We start from the raw sequence: 20,169 nt of genomic DNA, 5'->3' as shown, positions 1-20,169 counted from the left end.
TGTGAAATATGAGCTTCGACGCCGATGAAGAAATCCTCCAGGATTTCCTGGTAGAGGCCGGCGAGATTCTCGAACTATTGTCAGAGCAACTGGTGGAGCTGGAGAGCAGCCCCGATGACGCAGCCTTGCTCAATGCGATTTTTCGCGGGTTCCATACGGTAAAGGGTGGTGCGGGTTTCCTCCAGTTGCATGAACTGGTCGAGTGCTGCCACATCGCCGAAAACGTCTTCGACATCCTGCGCAAGGGTGAGCGTCGCGTCGACTCGGAATTGATGGACGTCGTGCTGCAGGCACTGGACTCCGTCAACGAAATGTTCAGTCAGGTGCGTGAACGTACCGCGATTACGCCTGCCACGCCGGAGCTGCTGGCGGCACTGTCGCGCCTGGCCGAGCCGGCTTCTGCTGCGCCGGCCGCTGCCGAACCGGTTGCCGTGGCGGCCGAGCCCGCCCCCGAGCCTGTGAACGCGGACAGCGAGTTCGAGCAGTTCCTCGGCGCACTCGACGAGGCAGCGGAGGCCCCGGCCGCGGCTAGCGGTGATGAGATCACCGACGAAGAATTCGAATCGCTTTTGGATCAGTTGCACGGCAAAGGCCAGTTTGCGACCGCGACCGGCACCGAACCGTCCGCCGAGGCAGTGTCTACGTCCGCCCAGCCGGCCAGCGATGAAATCACCGACGAGGAGTTCGAAGCGCTGCTGGACCAGTTGCATGGCAAGGGTCAGTTCGCCGAGGCGCCCCAGGCGTCGGCTACCCCGGTCGAACCCGAAGCTGCAGCGCCGGCCGGGGACAACATCTCCGACGACGAATTCGAGGCATTGCTCGACCAGCTCCACGGCAAGGGCAAGTTCGAACCTGAAGTAGTCGCCACCGCTCCGACCGCGAAGGCCGCGGTCAAGCCAGCGGCCGCCGCGTCGGACAAACCGGTTGAAAAGGCCGCTCCAGCCAAGCCGGCCGCGTCTGCCGCGCCCAGCAAACCTGCGGCAGCGCCGGCGCCGGAGAAGCCGGTCAGCGAGGCGGAAACCACCGTGCGCGTGGACACGGCGCGGCTCGACGAAATCATGAACATGGTGGGCGAGCTGGTACTGGTCCGTAACCGCCTGGTCCGCCTGGGTTCCAACAGCGGCGATGAAGCCATGTCCAAGGCCGTGTCCAATCTGGATGTGGTCACGGCCGACCTGCAGAGCGCGGTGATGAAGACGCGCATGCAACCGATCAAGAAGGTGTTCGGCCGTTTCCCGCGCCTGGTTCGCGATCTGGCGCGCAGCCTGAAGAAAGAAATCAACCTGGAGCTCGTCGGCGAAGAGACCGACCTGGACAAGAACCTCGTCGAGGCACTGGCCGATCCGCTGGTGCACTTGGTGCGCAACGCCGTCGACCACGGCGTCGAGACGCCCGAAGAGCGGGAAGCCGCCGGCAAGCCGCGCACCGGACGTGTGGTGCTGTCCGCCGAGCAGGAGGGCGACCACATCCTTCTGCAGATTACCGACGACGGCAAGGGCATGGATGCCAACATCCTGCGTGCCAAGGCGGTGGAGAAGGGCATGCTGGACAAGGATGCCGCCGATCGCCTGAGCGATCTGGAGTGCTACAACCTGATCTTCGCTCCGGGATTCTCGACCAAGTCGGAGATCTCCGACGTGTCGGGGCGCGGTGTTGGGATGGACGTGGTCAAGACCAAGATCTCCCAGCTCAACGGCACGGTCAACGTGTTCTCCACCAAGGGGCTGGGCTCGCGCGTCGTGATCAAGGTCCCGCTGACTCTGGCGATCATGCCGACCCTGATGGTGATGCTGGGCAACCAGGCGTTCGCCTTCCCGCTGGTCAGCGTCAACGAAATCTTCCACCTCGACCTGTCGCGCACCAATGTGGTCGACGGGCAGGAAGTCGTCATCGTGCGTGACAAGGCCCTGCCGCTGTTCTACCTCAAGCGCTGGCTGGTTCAGGGCGCCGAGCACGAGGAGCAGCGCGAGGGGCACGTGGTGATCCTCAGCGTCGGCAACCAGAGCATCGGCTTCGTCGTCGACCAGTTGGTCGGCCAGGAGGAAGTCGTGATCAAACCGCTGGGCAAGATGCTGCAGGGCACGCCTGGCATGTCCGGCGCGACCATCACGGGCGACGGCCGGATCGCGCTGATCCTCGACGTTCCCAGCATGCTCAAGCGCTACGCGCGCCGGGTCTGATCATCTGGGCGGCGGCTCCTGCGGGGCCGCTGTCGCTAGGAGTGTTTTATGGCAGTCAAGGTTCTGGTCGTCGACGACTCCGGCTTCTTCCGGCGCCGGGTCTCGGAAATTCTCTCGGCAGACCCGAACATCCAGGTGGTTGGTACCGCGACCAACGGCCGCGAGGCGATCGACCAGGCGCAGGCGCTCAAGCCTGACGTCATCACCATGGACTATGAGATGCCGATGATGGACGGCATCACAGCGGTACGGCAGATCATGCAGCGCTGCCCAACGCCGGTCCTGATGTTCTCCTCGCTTACGCACGAAGGCGCACGGGTGACCCTCGATGCGCTTGATGCCGGCGCGGTGGATTTCCTGCCTAAGAACTTCGAGGACATCTCTCGCCACCCGGCCAAGGTCAAGCAGTTGCTGTGCGAGAAGATCCACACCATCGCGCGCAGCAACCGCCGCTACAGCAGCCATCTCGGCACGTCTAGCACGTCGCCCTCGCTGTCCAGCCGCACCGCGCCGGTTTCGACGCGCCACACCACGGCGTCCCCAGCGGCAACCGGACATGCGCAGCCGGCACCGGCTTCCAGTTCGCCGGCACCGCGCCGCAAGGCCTATCGGCTCGTGGCCATTGGCACTTCCACAGGCGGACCTGTGGCGCTGCAACGCGTTCTGACCCAACTCCCGGCCAGCTTTCCGGCGCCCATCGTGCTCATTCAGCACATGCCGGCGGCTTTCACCAAGGCCTTCGCCGAGCGCCTGGACAAACTCTGCAAGATCCAGGTGAAGGAAGCCGAGGATGGCGACCTGTTGCGGCCGGGGCTCGCGTTGCTGGCGCCGGGTGGCAAGCAGATGATGGTCGACGGCCGCGGCGCGGTTCGTATCCTGCCGGGGGATGAGCGGCTCAACTATCGCCCCTGTGTCGACGTGACCTTCGGCTCTGCGGCCAAGGCGTATCAGGACAAGGTTCTGGCCGTGGTCCTGACCGGCATGGGCGCCGACGGGCGCGAGGGCGCGCGCATGCTCAAGCAGAGTGGCAGTCAGGTCTGGACCCAGGATGAGGCGAGCTGCGTGATCTATGGCATGCCCATGGCCGTCGCCAAGGCGAACCTCAGCGATGCGGTCTATGGCCTCGACGAGATCGGCCGGCACCTGAGCGAGGCCTGTATCTGATGGATGTACTCAGCCTCATCGGGCTGGTTCTGGCATTCGTCGCCATCGTCGGGGGTAACTTTCTCGAGGGCGGCCATGCTTCCGCCCTGCTCAACGGGCCTGCTGCATTGATCGTGCTGGGCGGGACGCTCGGCGCCGTGCTGCTGCAGACACCGATGTCCGTTTTCATGCGGGCGATGTCGATCGTTCGCTGGATTTTCTTTCCGCCCCGCATCGACATGCTCGGTGGCATTGCGCTCGTCACTGGCTGGAGCGGTATCGCACGCAAGGAAGGCCTGCTGGGTCTGGAGCCCGTAGCGGAAATCGAACCCGATCCCTACGCACGCAAAGGGCTGCAACTGCTGGTCGATGGGGCCGAGCCGGAAGTGATTCGCAGCATCCTCGAAGTCGATCTCTATACACAGGAAACCCGCGATCTGCGCGCGGCGAAGGTGTTCGAGAGCATGGGCGGCTACTCACCGACCGTCGGCATCATCGGTGCGGTGATGGGCCTGATCCATGTGATGGGTAATCTCGCCGACCCCAGCCAGCTTGGCAGCGGGATCGCCGTGGCCTTCGTCGCGACCATCTACGGTGTGGCCTTCGCCAACCTGCTGGTGCTGCCGATCGGTAACAAGCTCAAGAGCGTCGTGCAGAAGCAGACGGCGTACCGCGAAATGCTGCTAGAAGGCGTGCTGTCGATCGCCGAAGGCGAAAACCCACGCTCGATCGAGATGAAGCTGCAAGGCTTCATGGATTGACCGAGTCGACGCCATCCGCGGGGACCCCAGTATGCAGCGCATCCAGACCCTTGATCAGATCGCGACGCCACGCTCGCGAAAGCTCGGCGCATGCCGCTGCGGGAGCCACTGAACATGGCACGCCGCAGAACGCATGAGGAACCCGAAAACCACGAGCGCTGGCTGGTCTCCTATGCTGACTTCATCACCTTGCTGTTCGCGTTTTTCGTGGTGATGTACTCGATTTCCTCGCTCAACGAAGGCAAATACAAGATCCTTTCGGATTCGCTGGTCGGCGTGTTCAACCAGCCTGACCGTTCCATCATGCCGATCCCGGTCGGCGAGGAGCGGCCTCGCTCCAGTCAGCACGACACGCCCTCGGTCGTTGAATCGGACGCGGCCACAGCCAATCCCGTGGATCCGCTCGACAGCATCGTGCGCAGCATGCGCAGCGCCTTCGCCGACCTGATCGAAACCAATCAGCTGACCGTCCGCGGCAATGAACTCTGGGTCGAGATCGAACTGAATTCCAGCCTGTTGTTCCCCAGTGGCGACGCGCTGCCCAATGACCAGGCGTTCGGCATGCTCGAGAAGGTTGCCAACATTCTGGCACCCTTCGACAACCCGGTTCGCGTGGAAGGCTTCACCGACAACCTGCCGATCAGCACGGCGGCCTACCCGACCAATTGGGAGCTCTCGGCGGCACGGGCGGGCAGCGTGGTGAGGATGTTGGCTGCCGGCGGTGTGAATCCGTCCCGAATGGCCGCCGTGGGCTATGGTGAATTTCAACCCGTGGCGGACAACGCCACGGCCGAGGGGCGGGCACGCAACCGGCGGGTGATCCTGGTGATCTCGCGCAACCTGGACGTCCGCCGGAGCGTGTCGGATGTGGGGCGCACCAGCGAGGCTCGGCCTGGCATACAACGTGCAGCCGCTACCGATCAGTAGGTGCCGCGAGGCAGTTTCGTCAATTCCCCGTCGCCGACACGGCCGGCGGGGCAGAGGCCGGTCTGGTGCTATCCGGATGGAAAAACGCGTATGAGAGTCTGGGCTGTAGCCAATCAGAAAGGTGGGGTGGGCAAGACCACGACGTCGGTGTCGCTCGCTGGCTTGCTGGCCGATTCCGGCAAGCGCGTCGTGGTGCTCGATCTTGACCCACACGGGTCGATGACCAGCTATTTCGGCCAGGACCCGGACAACATCGAGCGCAGCGTGTTCGACCTGTTCCAGCATCAGGGCACCGTACCCGAGGGTCTGCCCCGGGAGCTGCTGGTGCCGACGAGCCATGAGCGGATATCGCTACTGCCGTCGAGTACCGTGCTGGCGACGCTGGAGCGCCAGTCGCCGGGCCAGAACGGGCTCGGGCTGGTTATTGCCAAGAGCCTTTCGCAGCTGTGGCAGGATTTCGATTACGCCATCATCGACAGCCCGCCGCTGCTGGGCGTGTTGATGGTCAATGCGCTGGCGGCCAGCCAGCGGCTGGTCATTCCGGTGCAGACCGAGTTCCTGGCGCTGAAGGGACTGGAGCGAATGGTCAGTACCCTGAAGATGATCAATCGTTCTCGCCGTCAGGCGTTGCCGTACACCATCGTGCCGACCATGTTCGACCGCCGGACCCAGGCCTCGATGAATACGCTCAAGCTGTTGCGCAACGGCTATCAGGACCATCTGTGGCAGGCCTTCATCCCGATCGATACCCGGCTGCGCGATGCGAGCCTGGCGGGGCTGGTACCGTCGCAGTACGATCCGAACAGCCGTGCGGTAATCGCGTATCGGGCTCTGCTCAAGGCATTGCTCGCCGCGCAGGAAACGACCCAGGTCGCCTGAGTCGACGTACGGGGCTGATCGCGCCTCAAGTTCATGGCCGATGCAGCCGATAGCCTATCCAGTTGGTACTCACGAGTTGGTTTCATGAGCCGTACCCTTCTTAAAGAAAGCCGATCGCAGCAGACCTTGCAGTCGTACCTCGACGCCTTGCTGCAGGACGCCATGGAACTGGCCGAGTCGGTCAGCCAGGACGAGTTCCAGGCTGCTGTGCTCGAAGAACAGCGTCGCGACACTCAACGCGTCGTCCCGCTGCGTGAGGTCGCGCCTGCCGCGGCGCCGCTCGAGCCCGTTCGGCCAGCAGCCGTCGTCACGACGGCGGAGGCGGTTCGGCCGGCACCGGTAGTCGTGCCTGTTGCCATGCCCGAGCCGGAGAGGCTCGAGCCGGCCGCGCTGCTCGAGCTTGAGCCGGAGGTGCCGCCGCAGGTGCCGGTCGGATTGGTCGAGCCGATCGCGCAATTGGATGCGATGCGCCAAGGGCCTGGCGGTCCGACGCAAGCCGACTCGGGCCAGCCGGAGTGGGGCGAGGAACCGTTCGAGTGCCTGTTGTTCGACGTTGCAGGCCTGACACTGGCGGTTCCCCTGGTCAGTCTCGGCTCGATCTATCCATTGGCCGGCCAGGACCTGACTCCTCTGTTCGGCCAGCCAAGCTGGTTTCTCGGCATCCTGCCCAGCCAGGCCGGGAATCTCAAGGTGCTGGACACCGCACGCTGGGTGATGGCCGACCGATACCGTGACGATTGCCGCGAAGGCCTGCAGTACGTCATTTCCGTGCAGGGCTATGAGTGGGGGCTGGCGGTGCACCACGTGAGCCGGTCGATCCGCCTCGATCCGAAGGAAGTCAAATGGCGCTCGCAACGTACGCAGCGTCCATGGCTTGCCGGAACGGTAATCGACCATATGTGCGCGCTGGTCGACGTGGCCGCGCTGGCCGAACTCATCGCCAGCGGGGCGACGCGTCACCTCAAGGGCATACCGTCCTGAACGAACAACCAGTGGGCTCGCGCGAGCGATCCCCGTTACCGATAGAATCAACCGCCGCAGCGGTATTTGAAGAGGGTGGGCTATGAAAATGACTTCCGCGCAGGGTTCCGATGATCCAGTCCTGCAATGGGTAACCTTTCGTCTGGACAACGAGACCTACGGCATCAATGTGATGCAGGTCCAGGAAGTGCTGCGTTACACCGAGATCGCGCCGGTGCCGGGTGCGCCCAGCTACGTGCTGGGCATCATTAACCTGCGCGGCAACGTGGTGACGGTGATCGATACCCGCCAGCGTTTCGGCCTCGACACGGCGCCGGTCTCCGATAACACCCGGATCGTGATCATCGAGGCGGATCGCCAGGTGATCGGCATCATGGTCGACAGCGTGGCCGAGGTGGTCTACCTGCGTCAGTCCGAGATCGAGACAGCACCCAACGTCGGTAACGACGAGTCGGCGAAGTTCATCCAGGGCGTGTGCAACAAGAACAACGAGCTGCTGATTCTGGTCGAACTCGACAAGATGATGACCGAAGAAGAATGGGCGGAACTTGAGAGCATCTGATCCATGCTGATCGCTTCGCTGGTCGCGCTGGCCCTGTGTTGCCTGGGATTGCTGGGCTTCTGTCTCTGGCTGTTGCGTCGTCAGCGGCAGTACCAGCTGGAGCAGGCACGCCGGGACGAGGCACGCGACCGGCGTCTCAAGGAGTTGGGCGCACGTCTCGATACCTACCTCGAGAGTGGCGTGCGCATGGGCCAGGAACTGCGTGAGCTGTCGCGGAGCCTGGCGCCACTGCCCGAGCGCATCACGCAGCTCGAGCAGCGAGACATCGATACCTTCACCTATTCCCAGGCCGCCAAACTGGTAGGCATGGGCGCGAGCGTGGAAGATCTCACCCAGTCCTGCGGGCTTTCGCAATCCGAGGCTGAGCTGGTCAGCAAGCTGCACCAGATGCGCCGCAACCCCGGCTAGTGATTCCGATGATCGCGCCGCGCAGCGAGCGCGGAACGATGAGCTTCATCCTTCCTCCAACCTGAACAGGGCCGCGCTTTCTTGGCGCCGGCCGGCTGCCCGGCGTTGCCGAGGAGGATGTGATGCTGCGCATTCTTTTGCTTTGCCTGCTGGTGGGAAGTTCGACCGTGCTTCAGGCCAACGAAGCGCCTGCCGAGATCGACGGCGCCATGACCGTGAATGTTTACCAGGCCAAGCGGCTGCACGAACTGGGCGCGGTGTTCATCGACGTTCGGGACGGGCAGCAGTGGGCCTGGGGCCACGTCGAGGGCGCGGTTCACCTGAACCTTGCGCATGACTTTCTGGGCTTGGCGAGCCCTTCCTGGCCGCGCAACATGCCGCTGGTGGTCTATTGCGACAGTGAGGTCTGCCCGGCCAGCGCCGAAGCGGTGCGTATGGCGGTCGAGTGGGGCTACGAACATGTCTTCTATTTCAGGCAAGGGTATTTCGCCTGGATGCTGCATGATTTTCCGCAGGAGAAAGACAATTTCGGGCAGATCACCACGCTCAACGCCCAGGCGCATTGAGCCGGGGCAGGTCCGTGGCGGACGGGGTCGTCGTGAAGCCGGGCGGGCATTTGCCCTTCAGGTACCAGGCAAAGGCAATGATCTCGGCAATGGTCCGGTACAACGCCTCAGGGATCGCGTCGCCCAGCTCCAGCCGCGCCAGCAGTTTGACCAGCTCGGCATTTTCGTAGATCGGCACTTCGTGCTCGCGAGCGATGGCGAGTATGGCTTCGGCCAGTTCGTCGTCGCCCTTGGCCGAGAGAGCCGGGGCATCAACGCCGTCGTAGGTCAAGGCAATGGCCTGGCGGGGTGAGTCTGCGGTCATGCGGTTTCGTCCACGAAGCGTTGATCGAGCGAGGTGCGAGGCCCTTGCGGCGGCGTCCCCTTGGCGCAGGCGAGCTCACCGACATTCAGGCCGGCCGCCACGAGCCGTTGACGCAGGTGGTCCAGTTCAGCGCGAATCAGTTCGGCAGTGTTGCTGCGCTCGGCCCATATCTGGCTCGAGAGGCTGCCGCGCAGAAGCTGCGCCTGGATCTGAAGCGGGCCAAGCGGCGGCACGTCGAAGGCCAGTTCGACTTTCCACAGGGTGTCGGGCTTTTCCTTTTGGGCCTGTGCCGGTTCGTCCTCGCGCTGCATCTTGACCTGCAGCGGCACGATGCTCGACTGGTCGCGCATCGGAATCTCCACCTGCCAGGTGGTGACCTGGGTGCCGTCGGGGGTGGTCTGCGTCTGCGCCAGGCTCGACAGCTGATGGGTCTGCAGGCGTGAAACCGCGGCGGCGGCAAGTTTCAGCAATGCCTCCAGGTCATTCTCGTCGTCGATGCCGGGTGGCAAGCGACTGGGGAGAGGGAAGCTCTGAGCCAACTGCCGGGCGCTCGGCTGTGCCAGTGCGCCGAGCGCGTTGCGGGCGAAAGCCGGCAACGCCTGTCCCAGCGTAGCGCTGGCCTGTGCGGCACCCAGGGCGCCACCGGGCAAGCCGGGCAATTGTGAAATCAGGCGCAGCAACGCAGCCTTCATGTCCGTTGGCAGCGGATCTGCTTCGCCGCCGGCCACCGAAGACTCCATGAACACGCCGCTTCTGGCCAGTGCCTGGGCCAGCACCTTGGGATCGCCGAGCTGTTGCATCTGGGGAACCAGGCCAAGCAGCCGCTCGGCGGCGCCGCGTACCGATGCAGGCAGCTCGGCAGGGGAGGCAAGTGCCTTGAACAAGGCGTCCAGCGAACCCTGGCGGCTACTCTGAGCCGTCAATTGCTGGCCGATTGCCCATTGGTCAAGGCGCCCGCTCAAGGGAACGAAGGCCAGCGACTGGTCACCCTGTACCCGAGCCGTCAACAGGCTGCCCAAGGCTATGGGTCGGGACGACTCAAGGCTCAGCGTTTGTCCGGCCATGGGCGAGTTCAGCAGGCTGATCACGACGCGAAATACCGGTTGGCCGCCCTGCAGGCTCTGCTGGCTGGCCGTGACCTTGCCCTGGACCAAGGTGCCGACCGGAAGCTGCGAGAGGTCGATGCTGCTTTGCGGTTGCCGGCTCGCCGGCAGTAGCGCGGCCATCAGACGCGTTTCGGACAGGGCGGTAACGACCATCACCGCGCCTGGCATGGTGGCTCGCGGGCTGGTCGTCTCGAGCGTGGCCTGGCGACCATTGCCGAGCGTCAGCCGCAGGGTCACCTGAAAATTCTGCAAGGCCTCCTTGACGGCGATGACTTCGGCCTCGGCACTTTCGCCGGCCGCGAGCAATCCCTGAAGCGGTTGCAACAGCTTCAGGGCCATATCCGAGGCCGTCGGTATCGCGCGAGCCGCGGCCGGGCTGGCAATAGGCTGGCTAGGCTTGATCTCGGTCATCTTTACTCAAATGCTCTTACAACCTTTCAGCGTCATGGCCTTTGGTGCCGAGGTTCGGCATGTATAATTCCGGCCGCCCCGGGGCTGCCCATGAGTGTAGCGGCCATGCCCCTTCCATCTTGAGGTGCCAAGCGTGTCCAGTCCCTTTCTCGAAGCTGTAGCGCTTTCATGCGAGCGGGATTGGCGGCTGCTTTTCGAGCACCTAGACCTGCGCATCACCGGTGGTGAAATGCTGCAGGTCGCCGGCCCCAACGGCAGCGGCAAGACCAGCCTGCTGCGATTGCTCAGCGGGCTGATGCAGCCGACCGCCGGAGAAGTCCGGCTGAACGGGCGCAGCCTGGAGAGCCAACGAGGCGAGCTGGCCCGCAACCTCCTCTGGATCGGCCATTCGGCGGGCATCAAGGGCTTGCTCACGGCCGAAGAGAATCTCACCTGGCTTTGCGCCCTGCACCAGCCTGCGACGCGCGAGGCCATCTGGCAAGCCTTGGCCGAGGTCGGGTTGCGCGGATTCGAGGACGTTCCCTGTCATACGCTTTCGGCCGGCCAGCAGCGGCGGGTCGGTTTGGCCCGTCTGCATCTTTCGCCACCCCCGATGTGGATTCTCGACGAGCCCTTCACGGCGCTCGACAAACAGGGTGTGGCGCAGCTCGAGCGGCACCTGGCCGAGCACTGCGAGCGGGGCGGCATGGTGGTGATGACCACTCACCACACCCTGGGCGACAGGCCGGCCGGGTATCGCGAGCTGGACCTGGGGCAGCGTGCCGCATGAGCAATGTATTCACGCTGCTGCTGGCTCGCGAGACCCGTCTGCTTTTTCGCCGGCCGGCTGAGCTGGCGAACCCGCTGGTCTTCTTCGCGATCGTGATCGCTCTCTTTCCGTTGGCCGTCGGTCCGGAAACCCAATTGCTTCAAACCATTTCGCCAGGGCTGATCTGGGTCGCTGCGCTGTTGGCCGTGCTGCTCTCGTTAGACGGGCTGTTTCGCAGTGATTTCGAAGACGGTTCCCTGGAACAGTGGGTCGTTTCGCCGCACCCCTTGGCGCTGTTGGTTCTCGCCAAAGTGCTGGCACACTGGGCCTTTTCCGGGCTGGCGCTGGTTTTGCTGGCGCCCTTGCTCGCGTTGATGCTGGGCATGCCCCTCGCGGCGTTGCCGGTTCTGCTGGTGTCGCTGCTGCTGGGCACGCCGGTGCTGAGTTTGCTGGGTGCGGTGGGCGCGGCGCTGACGGTGGGATTGAAGCGCGGTGGCCTGTTGCTCGCTCTGCTGATCCTTCCGCTCTATATCCCGGTCCTCATCCTCGGCAGCGGAGCACTGCAGGCCGCGTTGCAGGGGCTGCCTGCTACCGGTCATCTGCTTTGGATGTCCAGCCTGACGGCGCTGGCGGTTACGTTGACACCTTTCGCGATAGCGGCCGGCCTGAAGATCAGCGTCGGCGAATGATGGATGGGTAACCGATCATGGGTGCCGGTGATGTCAGCACGAAGGTTGACAGGCACCGCGGCGGTAACATCGGTTTTACTGATCCGCAACAACCGGACGCCACAGGGTTCCGGGGCACAATTGGCACGCTTGGTGGGTTCGAGGCAGGTTCTATGAACTGGACATGGTTCCACAAACTGGGTTCGCCCAAATGGTTTTACGAGATCAGCAGCCGCTGGATGCCCTGGCTCGGTTGGGCGTCGCTCCTGTTGATCGGCGTCGGCGTGGTCTGGGGTCTGGCTTTCGCGCCGCAGGATTACCAGCAGGGCAACAGTTTTCGCATCATCTATATCCACGTGCCCGCCGCCTTCCTGGCGCAGTCGATCTACGTGATGCTGGCCGTGGCCGGGGTGGTGGGCCTTGTCTGGAAGATGAAGCTCGCTGACGTCGCCCTGCAGCAGGCGGCACCGATCGGCGCCTGGATGACCTTCTTGGCGCTGCTTACCGGGGCGGTATGGGGCAAGCCTACCTGGGGTGCTTGGTGGGTATGGGACGCCCGGCTTACCTCGATGCTCATCCTTCTGTTCCTGTACTTCGGCATCATTGCGTTGGGGCAGGCGATCGGCAATCGTGACAGCGCCGCCAAGGCGTGCGCAGTGCTGGCCATCGTCGGGGTGGTGAACATCCCAATCATCAAGTACTCGGTGGAGTGGTGGAACACGCTGCATCAACCCGCGACCTTCACCGTGACCGAAAAACCCGCGATGCCTGCCGAGATGTGGTTGCCGCTGCTGGTCATGGTGCTCGGGTTCTACTGCTTCTTCACCCTGGTTCTGCTGATGCGGATGCGCCTGGAAGTGCTGCGCCGCGAAGCGCGCAGCAGCTGGGTCAAGGCCGAGGTGAGGGCATTGGTGAGCAAGGCATCATGAATTTCTCGTCGTTTTCCGAATTCATCGCCATGGGTAACCACGGACTCTACGTCTGGTCGTCCTATGGCATCAGTCTGGCCGTTCTGATTTTCAACGTCGCGATGCCGTTACTGGCGCGCCGGCGTTATCTGCAAGACGAGGCGCGTCGTATGCGCCGGGAGGATATGAAGTGAATCCTGTGCGCAAGAAGCGTCTGTTCATCGTGCTGGGCATCCTGGCTGGCGTCGGCATCGCCGTCGCGCTGGCACTCACTGCCCTGCAGGAAAACATCAATCTCTTTTACACACCGACGCAGATTGCCGCGGGTGAAGCACCGGAGGGCACGCGTATCCGGGCGGGGGGGCTGGTCGAGGCCGGTTCGGTGAAGCGCACCAACGACTCGCTGACCGTGGCCTTTCGCGTTACGGACAACAATGCGACGGTAACCGTCCGCTATCAGGGGATCCTCCCCGACCTGTTTCGCGAAGGGCAGGGCATCGTCGCCCTTGGCCGGGTGAACGGTGAGGGCGTGCTGGTTGCCGACGAGGTGCTCGCCAAGCACGACGAAAACTACATGCCACCGGAAGTCAGTCAGGCGCTCGAGAAGAGCGGGATGATGAAGCACTACGAAGGCGGCAAGCAGGAGTACGCGAAATGATCCCTGAACTCGGCCATCTGGCAATGATCCTCGCGCTGTGCCTGGCGGTGGTGCAGGGCACCTTACCCATGATCGGCGCGTGGCGCGGCGACCGCCAGTGGATGGGGCTCGCGCAGCCGGCGGCCTGGGGGCAATTCGCCTTTCTCGCGTTCTCCTTCATTTGCCTGACTTACGCGTTCATGGTGGATGATTTCTCGGTGGCTTACGTCGCGCAGAACTCCAATAGCGCGCTGCCCTGGTACTACAAGTTCAGCGCCGTCTGGGGCGCACACGAGGGGTCGTTGCTGTTGTGGGCGCTGATCCTGGCCGGCTGGACGTTCGCCGTGTCGATCTTCTCGCGCCAGTTGCCGCAAGACATGCTCGCCCGCGTGCTGGGCGTGATGGGCTTGATCAGCATCGGCTTTCTGCTCTTTCTCATCATTACCTCCAACCCCTTCGAGCGCCTGTTGCCGCAGGCGCCAGCGGACGGTCGCGATCTCAACCCGCTGCTGCAGGATTTCGGTCTGGTCGTCCATCCACCCATGCTCTACATGGGCTACGTTGGCTTCTCGGTCGCGTTCGCCTTCGCCATTGCCGCACTGCTCGGCGGTCGGCTCGATGCGGCCTGGGCGCGTTGGTCACGGCCCTGGACCCTGGTTGCCTGGGCGTTCCTGGGTGTCGGCATCGCACTCGGTTCCTGGTGGGCGTACTACGAACTCGGTTGGGGGGGCTGGTGGTTCTGGGATCCGGTGGAGAACGCCTCTTTCATGCCCTGGCTCGTTGGGACCGCCTTGATTCATTCGCTGGCGGTCACCGAGAAGCGTGGCGTGTTCAAGAGCTGGACGGTGCTGCTGGCCATTGCCGCCTTCTCGCTCAGCCTGCTCGGGACCTTCCTGGTCCGTTCCGGTGTGCTGACTTCGGTGCACGCGTTTGCAACGGACCCGGCGCGCGGCGTGTTCATTCTCATCTTCCTGCTGATGGTGGTGGGGGGATCGCTGACGCTCTTCGCCCTGCGCGCCCCGGTGGTCAAGAGCCAGGTCGGGTTCGGCTTGTGGTCTCGTGAGACGCTCCTGCTGGTCAACAACCTGCTGCTGGTCGTTGCAACCGCCATGATCCTGCTGGGTACGCTCTATCCGCTGCTGCTCGATGCGTTGTCCGATGCGAAGCTGTCGGTCGGCCCGCCGTATTTCAACGCGATGTTCCTGCCGCTGATGGGGGCCTTGATGCTCGCCCTCGGCGTCGGTGTACTGGTTCGCTGGAAAGACACCCCGTTTCGTTGGCTGGTCGGCATGCTGACGCCCGTACTGATCACCAGCGTGGTCCTGGGCGGTCTGGGGGCGCTGCTGTTCGGCGATTTCCACTGGGCCGTGCTTGCGGTCTGCCTGCTCGGGGCTTGGGTGGTGATCAGTGGGATCCGCGACATTCTCGACAAGACGCGCCACAAGGGATTGCTCAAAGGTATCCGTAGCCTGACCCGCAGTTACTGGGGCATGCAGCTCGGGCACCTTGGTTTGGTCATCTGCGCCATGGGCGTTGTGCTGACCAGCCTGCAGAGCGATGAACGCGATCTGCGGATGGCGCCCGGTGATTCGTTGGAGCTTGGTGGCTACACCTTTACCTTCGAGGGAGCCAGCCACTTCGAGGGGCCCAACTTCACCTCCGACCGCGCCACCATTCGCGTATTCGATGGCGGCGAGCAGGTCGCCACGCTGCATCCGGAAAAGCGCTTGTATACCGTTCAGCAGATGCCAATGACCGAGGCAGGGATCGATCCTGGCTTTACCCGTGATCTTTACGTCGCCCTGGGCGAGCCGCTGGAAGACGGTGCCTGGGCGGTGCGCGTGCACATCAAGGCATTCGTTCGCTGGATCTGGCTTGGCGGCCTGGTGACGTGCCTTGGCGGCGTGCTATCCGCTTGCGATCGTCGTTACCGCGTCAAGGTCAAGCTGCGCGTGCGCGAAGCACTCGGCCTCGCCCAGCAAGGAGCTTGAGATGAAACGATTGTTGATGGTGCTGCCGCTGGCGATCTTCCTGGTGGTGGCGGTGTTTCTTTATCGCGGCCTTTTCCTCGATCCGACCGAGTTGCCGTCGGCACTGATTGGCAAGCCGCTACCGGCGTTTTCGCTGCCCTCCGTCGAGGATCCGCAACGGCTGGTCAGCGCCGATGACATCAAGGGCAAGCCGGCGCTGGTCAACGTCTGGGCCACCTGGTGCGTCGCCTGCAAGGTCGAGCATCCGGTGCTCAACAAGCTGGCGCAGCAGGGCGTGGTGATTCACGGCGTGAACTACAAGGACGACAACGCCGCCGCGCAGAAGTGGCTGCGTGACTTCCACGACCCCTATCAGCTGAATATCCGCGACGAGGAGGGCAGCCTCGGGCTGGACCTCGGCGTCTACGGAGCGCCCGAAACCTTCCTCGTCGACAAGCAGGGCGTCATCCGCCACAAGTACGTCGGGGTCATCGATGAGCGCGTATGGCGTGAAAAGCTGGCCGCGCTTTATCAGGAGCTGGTCGACGAATGAAAGCGTTCATCCACGCCGTTCTGCTGACCGTTGCGCTGATCGGCAACGTCCAGGCCGCCATCGACGCCTACGAATTTCGCAACGACGCCGAACGTGAGCGCTATCGCACCTTGGTCGAGGAGCTGCGCTGCCCGAAGTGCCAGAACCAGAACATCGCCGATTCCAACGCGCCGATTGCCATGGACCTGCGCCGCGAGATCTACCGTATGCTCCAGGAAGGTCAGAGCGACGATCAGATCGTGGACTATCTCGTCGATCGCTACGGTGACTTCGTGCGGTACAACCCGCCGGTCAATGCCAAGACGCTGCTGCTCTGGTACGGCCCCGTTGCGTTGCTGGTGATTGGATTCTTCGTACTGGCGATGATCCTCGTTCGCCGACGGCGATCCGGCGCTGCCGCTGCATCGCACACCCTTTCCGAGGCTGAACGCGCGCGCCTCGCCCAGTTGCTGGATAAAAAAGACTCATGATCGATTTCTGGATCGCCGCTGGCGTATTGCTGCTGGCTGCCCTGGCATTCTTGCTGCTGCCGTTGCTTCGAGGTCGCAAGGCACAGACCGAAGAAGACCGCACCGCCCTCAACGTGGCGCTTTATGAGGAGCGCCTTGCCGAGCTGGCGTCCCAGCATGCGGCCGGCACGCTCGACGACGACCAGTTTGCGGCGGCACGTGATGACGCGGCACGCGAGCTGCTCGACGATACCGCCGCAGGTGAAACCCGTCGTGCTGGCCGCCTGGGCCGGGCCATACCGCTGGCGGCTGCGATTCTTGTTCCGTTGGTCGGCTATGGCTTCTACATGCAATGGGGGGCCAGCGACAAGCTTCAGCTGGCCCGGGAGTTCTCCGAGCAGCCGAAGACCATGGCCGAGATGACCGCACGCCTGGAGCGAGCGGTCGAGGCGCAACCGGATTCGGCTGAAGCATGGTACTTCCTCGCCAGGACCTATATGAGCCAGGAGCGCCCGGATGACGCGGTCCCGGCCTACGCGCGCGTGGCTGAGCTTGCAGGCCGCCAGCCTGACATTCTCGGTCAGTGGGCCCAGGCACTGTACTTCGCCAATGACCGCCAGTGGTCCGAGCAGATCGAGCGCCTGACAACCGAAGCCTTGCAGGCCGACCCTCAGGAGGTGACCAGCCTCGGCCTGCTGGGCATTGCAGCTTTCGAGCAGGAGCGCTTCGCCGATGCGATTCGATACTGGGAACGCCTGGTCGCCACCTTGCCGGCGGAAGATCCATCCCGCGAGGCCATTCAGGGAGGGATCGAGCGTGCCCGTCAAGAGATGGGGGACGCTGGTCGAGCCGGCGAAGAGCAGGCGCAACCGGCAACCGCGGAACTGCCGGCTGCCGATACCGGCGTCACCGTGTCGGTGCGCCTGGATGATTCGCTGAGCCAACAGGTCCAGCCGGGCGACGCCGTGTTCGTGTTCGCCCGTGCGGTCTCCGGCCCGCCCATGCCGCTCGCCGTGAAGCGACTGACCGTGGCCGATCTGCCAGCGACCGTCACGCTTGGCGACGCCGATGCAATGACACCCCAGCTTCGCTTGTCCAACTTCGACCAGGTCAGGCTGTTTGCCCGGATTTCCAGGGACGGTAACGCAACTCGCGGTGAGTGGAAGGGCGACAGCCAGCCGCTCAGCCCGTCCCGCCAGAATGAGGCGGTGCAGCTTACGATCGATCAACCGGATACGCCCTGACTACCGTTGGGGCTGCGAGGCGACAGATGATGGCAAGTGAATCGTTCCCTTCCCTGAAATGGTCATTCGTGAGGGCGGCAGGTGTCGTCCTGCTCGCGTCGCTGCTGGCGGCGTGCGCAGGCAATCCCTACGAACCTGCTGAGCGCCCTCCGGCACCTCCCGCACCGACCCCTGACGCCCGTGAACCGATCAGCAGCCCGCCACCGGTTCGTACGCCGCCAGCACCTCGTCCGCCTGCCACTCAGAAGAGTCATCCTCGCTACGCGCCACCGCCTCATGCGGCGGCGCACTGGGACAACCGGCTCGGCGTCTATGTCATCGAAGGCAAGCGGCTGTATTACCGTGAGCGGCTGTATTACCGCTGGGATGGCGACTGGTATTCTTCCGGCCGTCCCGATGGGCCCTGGGAGGCCGTGGCTCAGCCGAGCGTGCCACCGGGCCTGCGTGGCCTGCACTAGTGGTGCGAGGCCGCATAAATTTCCCTAAAGCGTGGCTGCCGGTGGCCGATAGCCTGTCTGGCAGGGCATATCGCCCGGGGCTTGCCGTAGGCAGAATCTTTGGAGCAGTGACACATGAGTGCAGCAGTCAAGCGTCTTGAAGAAACGGGCAGCGCATTGCGCGATGCGCTGGTTCAGCAGGACTGGGCCGCTATCAGTGTCCTCGATCTGCAATGCCGCCAGGTTGTCGAGGCGGCGATGAAAGAGCCCCGTCTGGACGATCCGGCTATCCGCGAGCGCATGCAGGAATTGGTCGAACTCTACCGAGAGCTGGTCAGTACCTGCCAGGCTGAACAGAAACGAATCGCGAGTGAATTGATACAGCTCAACCAGTCGCAAAATGGCGCGAAAGTTTACAAGTTGTTCGAATAAGCCACGCGAGGCATCTTCGCCGCGCTGATTTAACCGTTCGTCAGTGGGGCGGTAATTACGGCACCTTGATATTCATCGGTCTATTCAACTCTAGCCCCGTTGCAATTCAGCCGCACAATTGGCCGACTACCCCTGCTTATTCCTCCTGTTGGTCTTATTTCCTGCTCAATTCGGTTACTGGGACGAAAAGCTCATCTAGCGTCTATCGACGATGCAACTAAGGGCATGGGGAAAACCATGCGGTATCAAGTGTCTCGCTCGCGAGCGGTGTCGCTAAAAAAAATCACGTCATAAATTTGACTCAGCTCTCCTTTTTGAATTTTACTAATGGCTATCTGCCGGTGAAGTTCGCCTTCTAATGTTGGACGCGTTCACGGCGTTTCATTCAGCCTCAAGAGCCTATAAACAAGATGTGGCGTGAAACCAAGATTTTGTTGATAGACGATGACAGTGAGCGCCGGCGTGACTTGGCCGTCATCCTCAATTTCCTGAGCGAAGATCATCTGGCCTGTTCCAGCAACGAGTGGCAGCAAGTGGTGGATTCGCTCGAGTCCAGTCGCAGCGTATTGGGCGTCATGCTCGGGGACGTTGCCCGAGGCAGTGCAGTCGACCTGCTCAAGCAGCTGGGGAAATGGGACGAGAACCTTCCCGTCTTGTTGATCGGCGAGCCGGCGCGCAGTGACTGGCCGGATGACATTCGCCGACGGGTGCTGGCCAGCCTGGAGATGCCGCCGAGCTACAACAAGCTGCTCGACTCGCTGCATCGCGCGCAGGTCTATCGGGAAATGTACGACCAGGCCAAATCGCGGGGGCGCCAGCGCGAGCCTAACCTGTTCCGTAGCCTGGTCGGTACTAGCCGCGCCGTGCAGCATGTTCGGCAAATGATGCAGCAGGTGGCCGATACCGAGGCGAGCGTGCTTATCCTTGGCGAATCAGGAACGGGCAAGGAGGTGGTTGCACGGAACCTGCATTACCACTCCAAACGGCGTAACGGGCCGTTCGTTCCGGTCAACTGCGGCGCCATTCCGGCTGAGCTACTCGAAAGCGAGCTTTTCGGTCACGAGAAGGGCGCCTTCACCGGCGCCATCACCGCGCGTGCCGGTCGTTTCGAACTGGCAGAGGGAGGAACCCTGTTCCTCGACGAAATCGGCGACATGCCGCTGCCGATGCAGGTCAAGCTGCTTCGCGTGCTGCAGGAGCGAACCTTCGAGCGGGTTGGCAGCAACCGTACACAAAACGCTGACGTACGGATCATCGCCGCGACCCACAAGGACCTCGAAAAGATGATCGTCGAGGGCGGCTTCAGAGAAGACCTTTATTACCGCCTCAACGTCTTCCCGATCGAAATGGCACCGTTGCGCGAGCGCATCGAAGACATTCCGTTGCTGATGAACGAGCTGATCTCGCGGATGGAACATGAGAAGCGTGGCTCGATCCGCTTCAACTCCGCCGCCATCATGTCGCTGTGTCGTCATGACTGGCCAGGCAATGTTCGAGAGCTGGCGAACCTGGTCGAACGCATGGCCATCATGCATCCCTATGGCGTGATTGGCGTCATGGAACTGCCGAAGAAATTTCGCCATGTCGACGACGATGACGAGCAGTATGCCGCCAGCATGCACGACGAGATGGAAGAGCGTGCAGCCATCAGCGCGCCCATGGTCTCGGCCGAGGCTCATGCGATGCTCCCGGCTGAAGGGCTGGATCTCAAGGACTACCTGGGCAATCTTGAGCAGGGCCTCATCCAGCAGGCGCTGGACGACGCGGGTGGTGTGGTTGCCAGGGCGGCCGAACGCCTGCGTATACGCCGCACTACGCTGGTCGAGAAGATGCGCAAGTACGGCATGAACCGGCGCGACGACGACCTGGACGACTGACCCCTCGCTGCGCAGCCT

23 protein-coding genes are annotated in these 20,169 nt (G+C 63.1%); 21 read left to right on the top strand and 2 right to left on the bottom strand.

Going from position 1 to position 20,169, the window contains the following annotated elements:
- Window positions 1–8: 8 nt before the first annotated feature.
- The 9 genes from MST27_RS03860 (at window position 9) to MST27_RS03820 (ending at window position 8,407) form a co-directional block, all read left to right on the top strand.
- Window positions 9–2,180, top strand: coding sequence for a chemotaxis protein CheA (locus tag MST27_RS03860; RefSeq protein ID WP_243604699.1), 2,172 nt, complete (start codon window positions 9–11; stop codon window positions 2,178–2,180).
- 48 nt (window positions 2,181–2,228) lie between these two features.
- Complete coding sequence (locus MST27_RS03855) at window positions 2,229–3,344, top strand: protein-glutamate methylesterase/protein-glutamine glutaminase (protein WP_243604698.1); 1,116 nt, start codon at window positions 2,229–2,231, stop codon at window positions 3,342–3,344.
- Window positions 3,344–4,084 (top strand): flagellar motor protein, encoded by a 741-nt coding sequence (locus MST27_RS03850; RefSeq protein ID WP_243604697.1) that lies wholly within the window; start codon window positions 3,344–3,346, stop codon window positions 4,082–4,084. Before MST27_RS03855 ends, MST27_RS03850 begins: the two co-directional genes overlap by 1 nt.
- Before the next feature lie 114 nt (window positions 4,085–4,198).
- Window positions 4,199–5,011: a flagellar motor protein MotD gene (gene motD / locus MST27_RS03845; RefSeq protein ID WP_243604696.1), complete on the top strand. Its 813-nt coding sequence runs from the start codon at window positions 4,199–4,201 to the stop codon at window positions 5,009–5,011.
- Between the two features lie 90 nt (window positions 5,012–5,101).
- Window positions 5,102–5,890: a ParA family protein gene (locus tag MST27_RS03840; protein WP_243604695.1), complete on the top strand. Its 789-nt coding sequence runs from the start codon at window positions 5,102–5,104 to the stop codon at window positions 5,888–5,890.
- An 84-nt stretch (window positions 5,891–5,974) separates the two neighbouring features.
- Window positions 5,975–6,871: a CheW domain-containing protein gene (locus MST27_RS03835; protein WP_243604694.1), complete on the top strand. Its 897-nt coding sequence runs from the start codon at window positions 5,975–5,977 to the stop codon at window positions 6,869–6,871.
- Window positions 6,872–6,953: 82 nt separating this feature from the next.
- Window positions 6,954–7,433 (top strand): chemotaxis protein CheW, encoded by a 480-nt coding sequence (locus tag MST27_RS03830; RefSeq protein WP_243604693.1) that lies wholly within the window; start codon window positions 6,954–6,956, stop codon window positions 7,431–7,433.
- 3 nt (window positions 7,434–7,436) lie between these two features.
- On the top strand, window positions 7,437–7,841 hold the full coding sequence (locus MST27_RS03825; protein WP_243604692.1) for a DUF2802 domain-containing protein: 405 nt from the start codon (window positions 7,437–7,439) through the stop codon (window positions 7,839–7,841).
- 125 nt (window positions 7,842–7,966) lie between these two features.
- On the top strand, window positions 7,967–8,407 hold the full coding sequence (locus MST27_RS03820; RefSeq protein WP_243605044.1) for a rhodanese-like domain-containing protein: 441 nt from the start codon (window positions 7,967–7,969) through the stop codon (window positions 8,405–8,407).
- Here the strand turns inward: MST27_RS03820 and MST27_RS03815 are convergent.
- Together MST27_RS03815 and fliK are read right to left on the bottom strand one after the other, a co-directional pair.
- Window positions 8,388–8,711, bottom strand: a complete 324-nt coding sequence (locus MST27_RS03815) for an EscU/YscU/HrcU family type III secretion system export apparatus switch protein (protein WP_243604691.1) — start codon at window positions 8,709–8,711, stop codon at window positions 8,388–8,390. The two genes, MST27_RS03820 and MST27_RS03815, sit on opposite strands and share 20 nt — an antisense overlap.
- On the bottom strand, window positions 8,708–10,228 hold the full coding sequence (gene fliK, locus MST27_RS03810) for a flagellar hook-length control protein FliK (protein ID WP_243604690.1): 1,521 nt from the start codon (window positions 10,226–10,228) through the stop codon (window positions 8,708–8,710). The genes MST27_RS03815 and fliK overlap by 4 nt, the downstream gene beginning before the upstream one ends.
- A gap of 133 nt (window positions 10,229–10,361) precedes the next feature.
- Between fliK and ccmA the strand changes: the two genes are divergently transcribed.
- The 12 genes from ccmA to MST27_RS03750 all read left to right on the top strand — a co-directional run bounded on the left by ccmA (window position 10,362) and on the right by MST27_RS03750 (window position 20,151).
- On the top strand, window positions 10,362–10,997 hold the full coding sequence (gene ccmA, locus MST27_RS03805) for a cytochrome c biogenesis heme-transporting ATPase CcmA (protein ID WP_243604689.1): 636 nt from the start codon (window positions 10,362–10,364) through the stop codon (window positions 10,995–10,997).
- The gene (ccmB, locus tag MST27_RS03800) at window positions 10,994–11,665 is read left to right on the top strand and encodes a heme exporter protein CcmB (RefSeq protein WP_243604688.1); all 672 of its coding nucleotides are present in this window, start codon (window positions 10,994–10,996) and stop codon (window positions 11,663–11,665) included. Before ccmA ends, ccmB begins: the two co-directional genes overlap by 4 nt.
- A 152-nt stretch (window positions 11,666–11,817) precedes the next feature.
- Window positions 11,818–12,573, top strand: coding sequence for a heme ABC transporter permease (locus MST27_RS03795; RefSeq protein WP_243605043.1), 756 nt, complete (start codon window positions 11,818–11,820; stop codon window positions 12,571–12,573).
- A complete protein-coding gene (gene ccmD / locus MST27_RS03790; RefSeq protein ID WP_243604687.1) occupies window positions 12,570–12,746 on the top strand; it encodes a heme exporter protein CcmD in 177 nt (58 codons plus the stop codon). Before MST27_RS03795 ends, ccmD begins: the two co-directional genes overlap by 4 nt.
- Window positions 12,743–13,210: a cytochrome c maturation protein CcmE gene (gene ccmE / locus MST27_RS03785; RefSeq protein WP_243604686.1), complete on the top strand. Its 468-nt coding sequence runs from the start codon at window positions 12,743–12,745 to the stop codon at window positions 13,208–13,210. Before ccmD ends, ccmE begins: the two co-directional genes overlap by 4 nt.
- On the top strand, window positions 13,207–15,180 hold the full coding sequence (locus tag MST27_RS03780) for a heme lyase CcmF/NrfE family subunit (RefSeq protein ID WP_243604685.1): 1,974 nt from the start codon (window positions 13,207–13,209) through the stop codon (window positions 15,178–15,180). Before ccmE ends, MST27_RS03780 begins: the two co-directional genes overlap by 4 nt.
- 1 nt (window position 15,181) lies before the next feature.
- Window positions 15,182–15,712: a DsbE family thiol:disulfide interchange protein gene (locus tag MST27_RS03775; RefSeq protein WP_243604684.1), complete on the top strand. Its 531-nt coding sequence runs from the start codon at window positions 15,182–15,184 to the stop codon at window positions 15,710–15,712.
- Entirely contained in the window at window positions 15,709–16,182 is a 474-nt protein-coding gene (locus MST27_RS03770; protein WP_243604683.1) for a cytochrome c-type biogenesis protein, read from the top strand. Before MST27_RS03775 ends, MST27_RS03770 begins: the two co-directional genes overlap by 4 nt.
- Window positions 16,179–17,405: a c-type cytochrome biogenesis protein CcmI gene (ccmI, locus tag MST27_RS03765; RefSeq protein WP_243604682.1), complete on the top strand. Its 1,227-nt coding sequence runs from the start codon at window positions 16,179–16,181 to the stop codon at window positions 17,403–17,405. The genes MST27_RS03770 and ccmI overlap by 4 nt, the downstream gene beginning before the upstream one ends.
- Window positions 17,406–17,434: 29 nt before the next feature.
- Entirely contained in the window at window positions 17,435–17,863 is a 429-nt protein-coding gene (locus tag MST27_RS03760) for a hypothetical protein (protein WP_243604681.1), read from the top strand.
- A gap of 114 nt (window positions 17,864–17,977) precedes the next feature.
- Window positions 17,978–18,274, top strand: a complete 297-nt coding sequence (gene fliT / locus MST27_RS03755) for a flagellar protein FliT (protein ID WP_243604680.1) — start codon at window positions 17,978–17,980, stop codon at window positions 18,272–18,274.
- Window positions 18,275–18,684: 410 nt separating this feature from the next.
- Window positions 18,685–20,151, top strand: a complete 1,467-nt coding sequence (locus MST27_RS03750; RefSeq protein ID WP_243604679.1) for a sigma-54 dependent transcriptional regulator — start codon at window positions 18,685–18,687, stop codon at window positions 20,149–20,151.
- Window positions 20,152–20,169: the final 18 nt, after the last annotated feature.

It is taken from the genome of Stutzerimonas marianensis, from assembly GCF_022810315.1.
Taxonomy (GTDB): Bacteria; Pseudomonadota; Gammaproteobacteria; order Pseudomonadales; family Pseudomonadaceae; genus Stutzerimonas; species Stutzerimonas marianensis.
The sequence above is the reverse complement of the archived record's forward strand: the minus strand, read 5'-3'. Positions and strand labels throughout refer to the sequence as shown.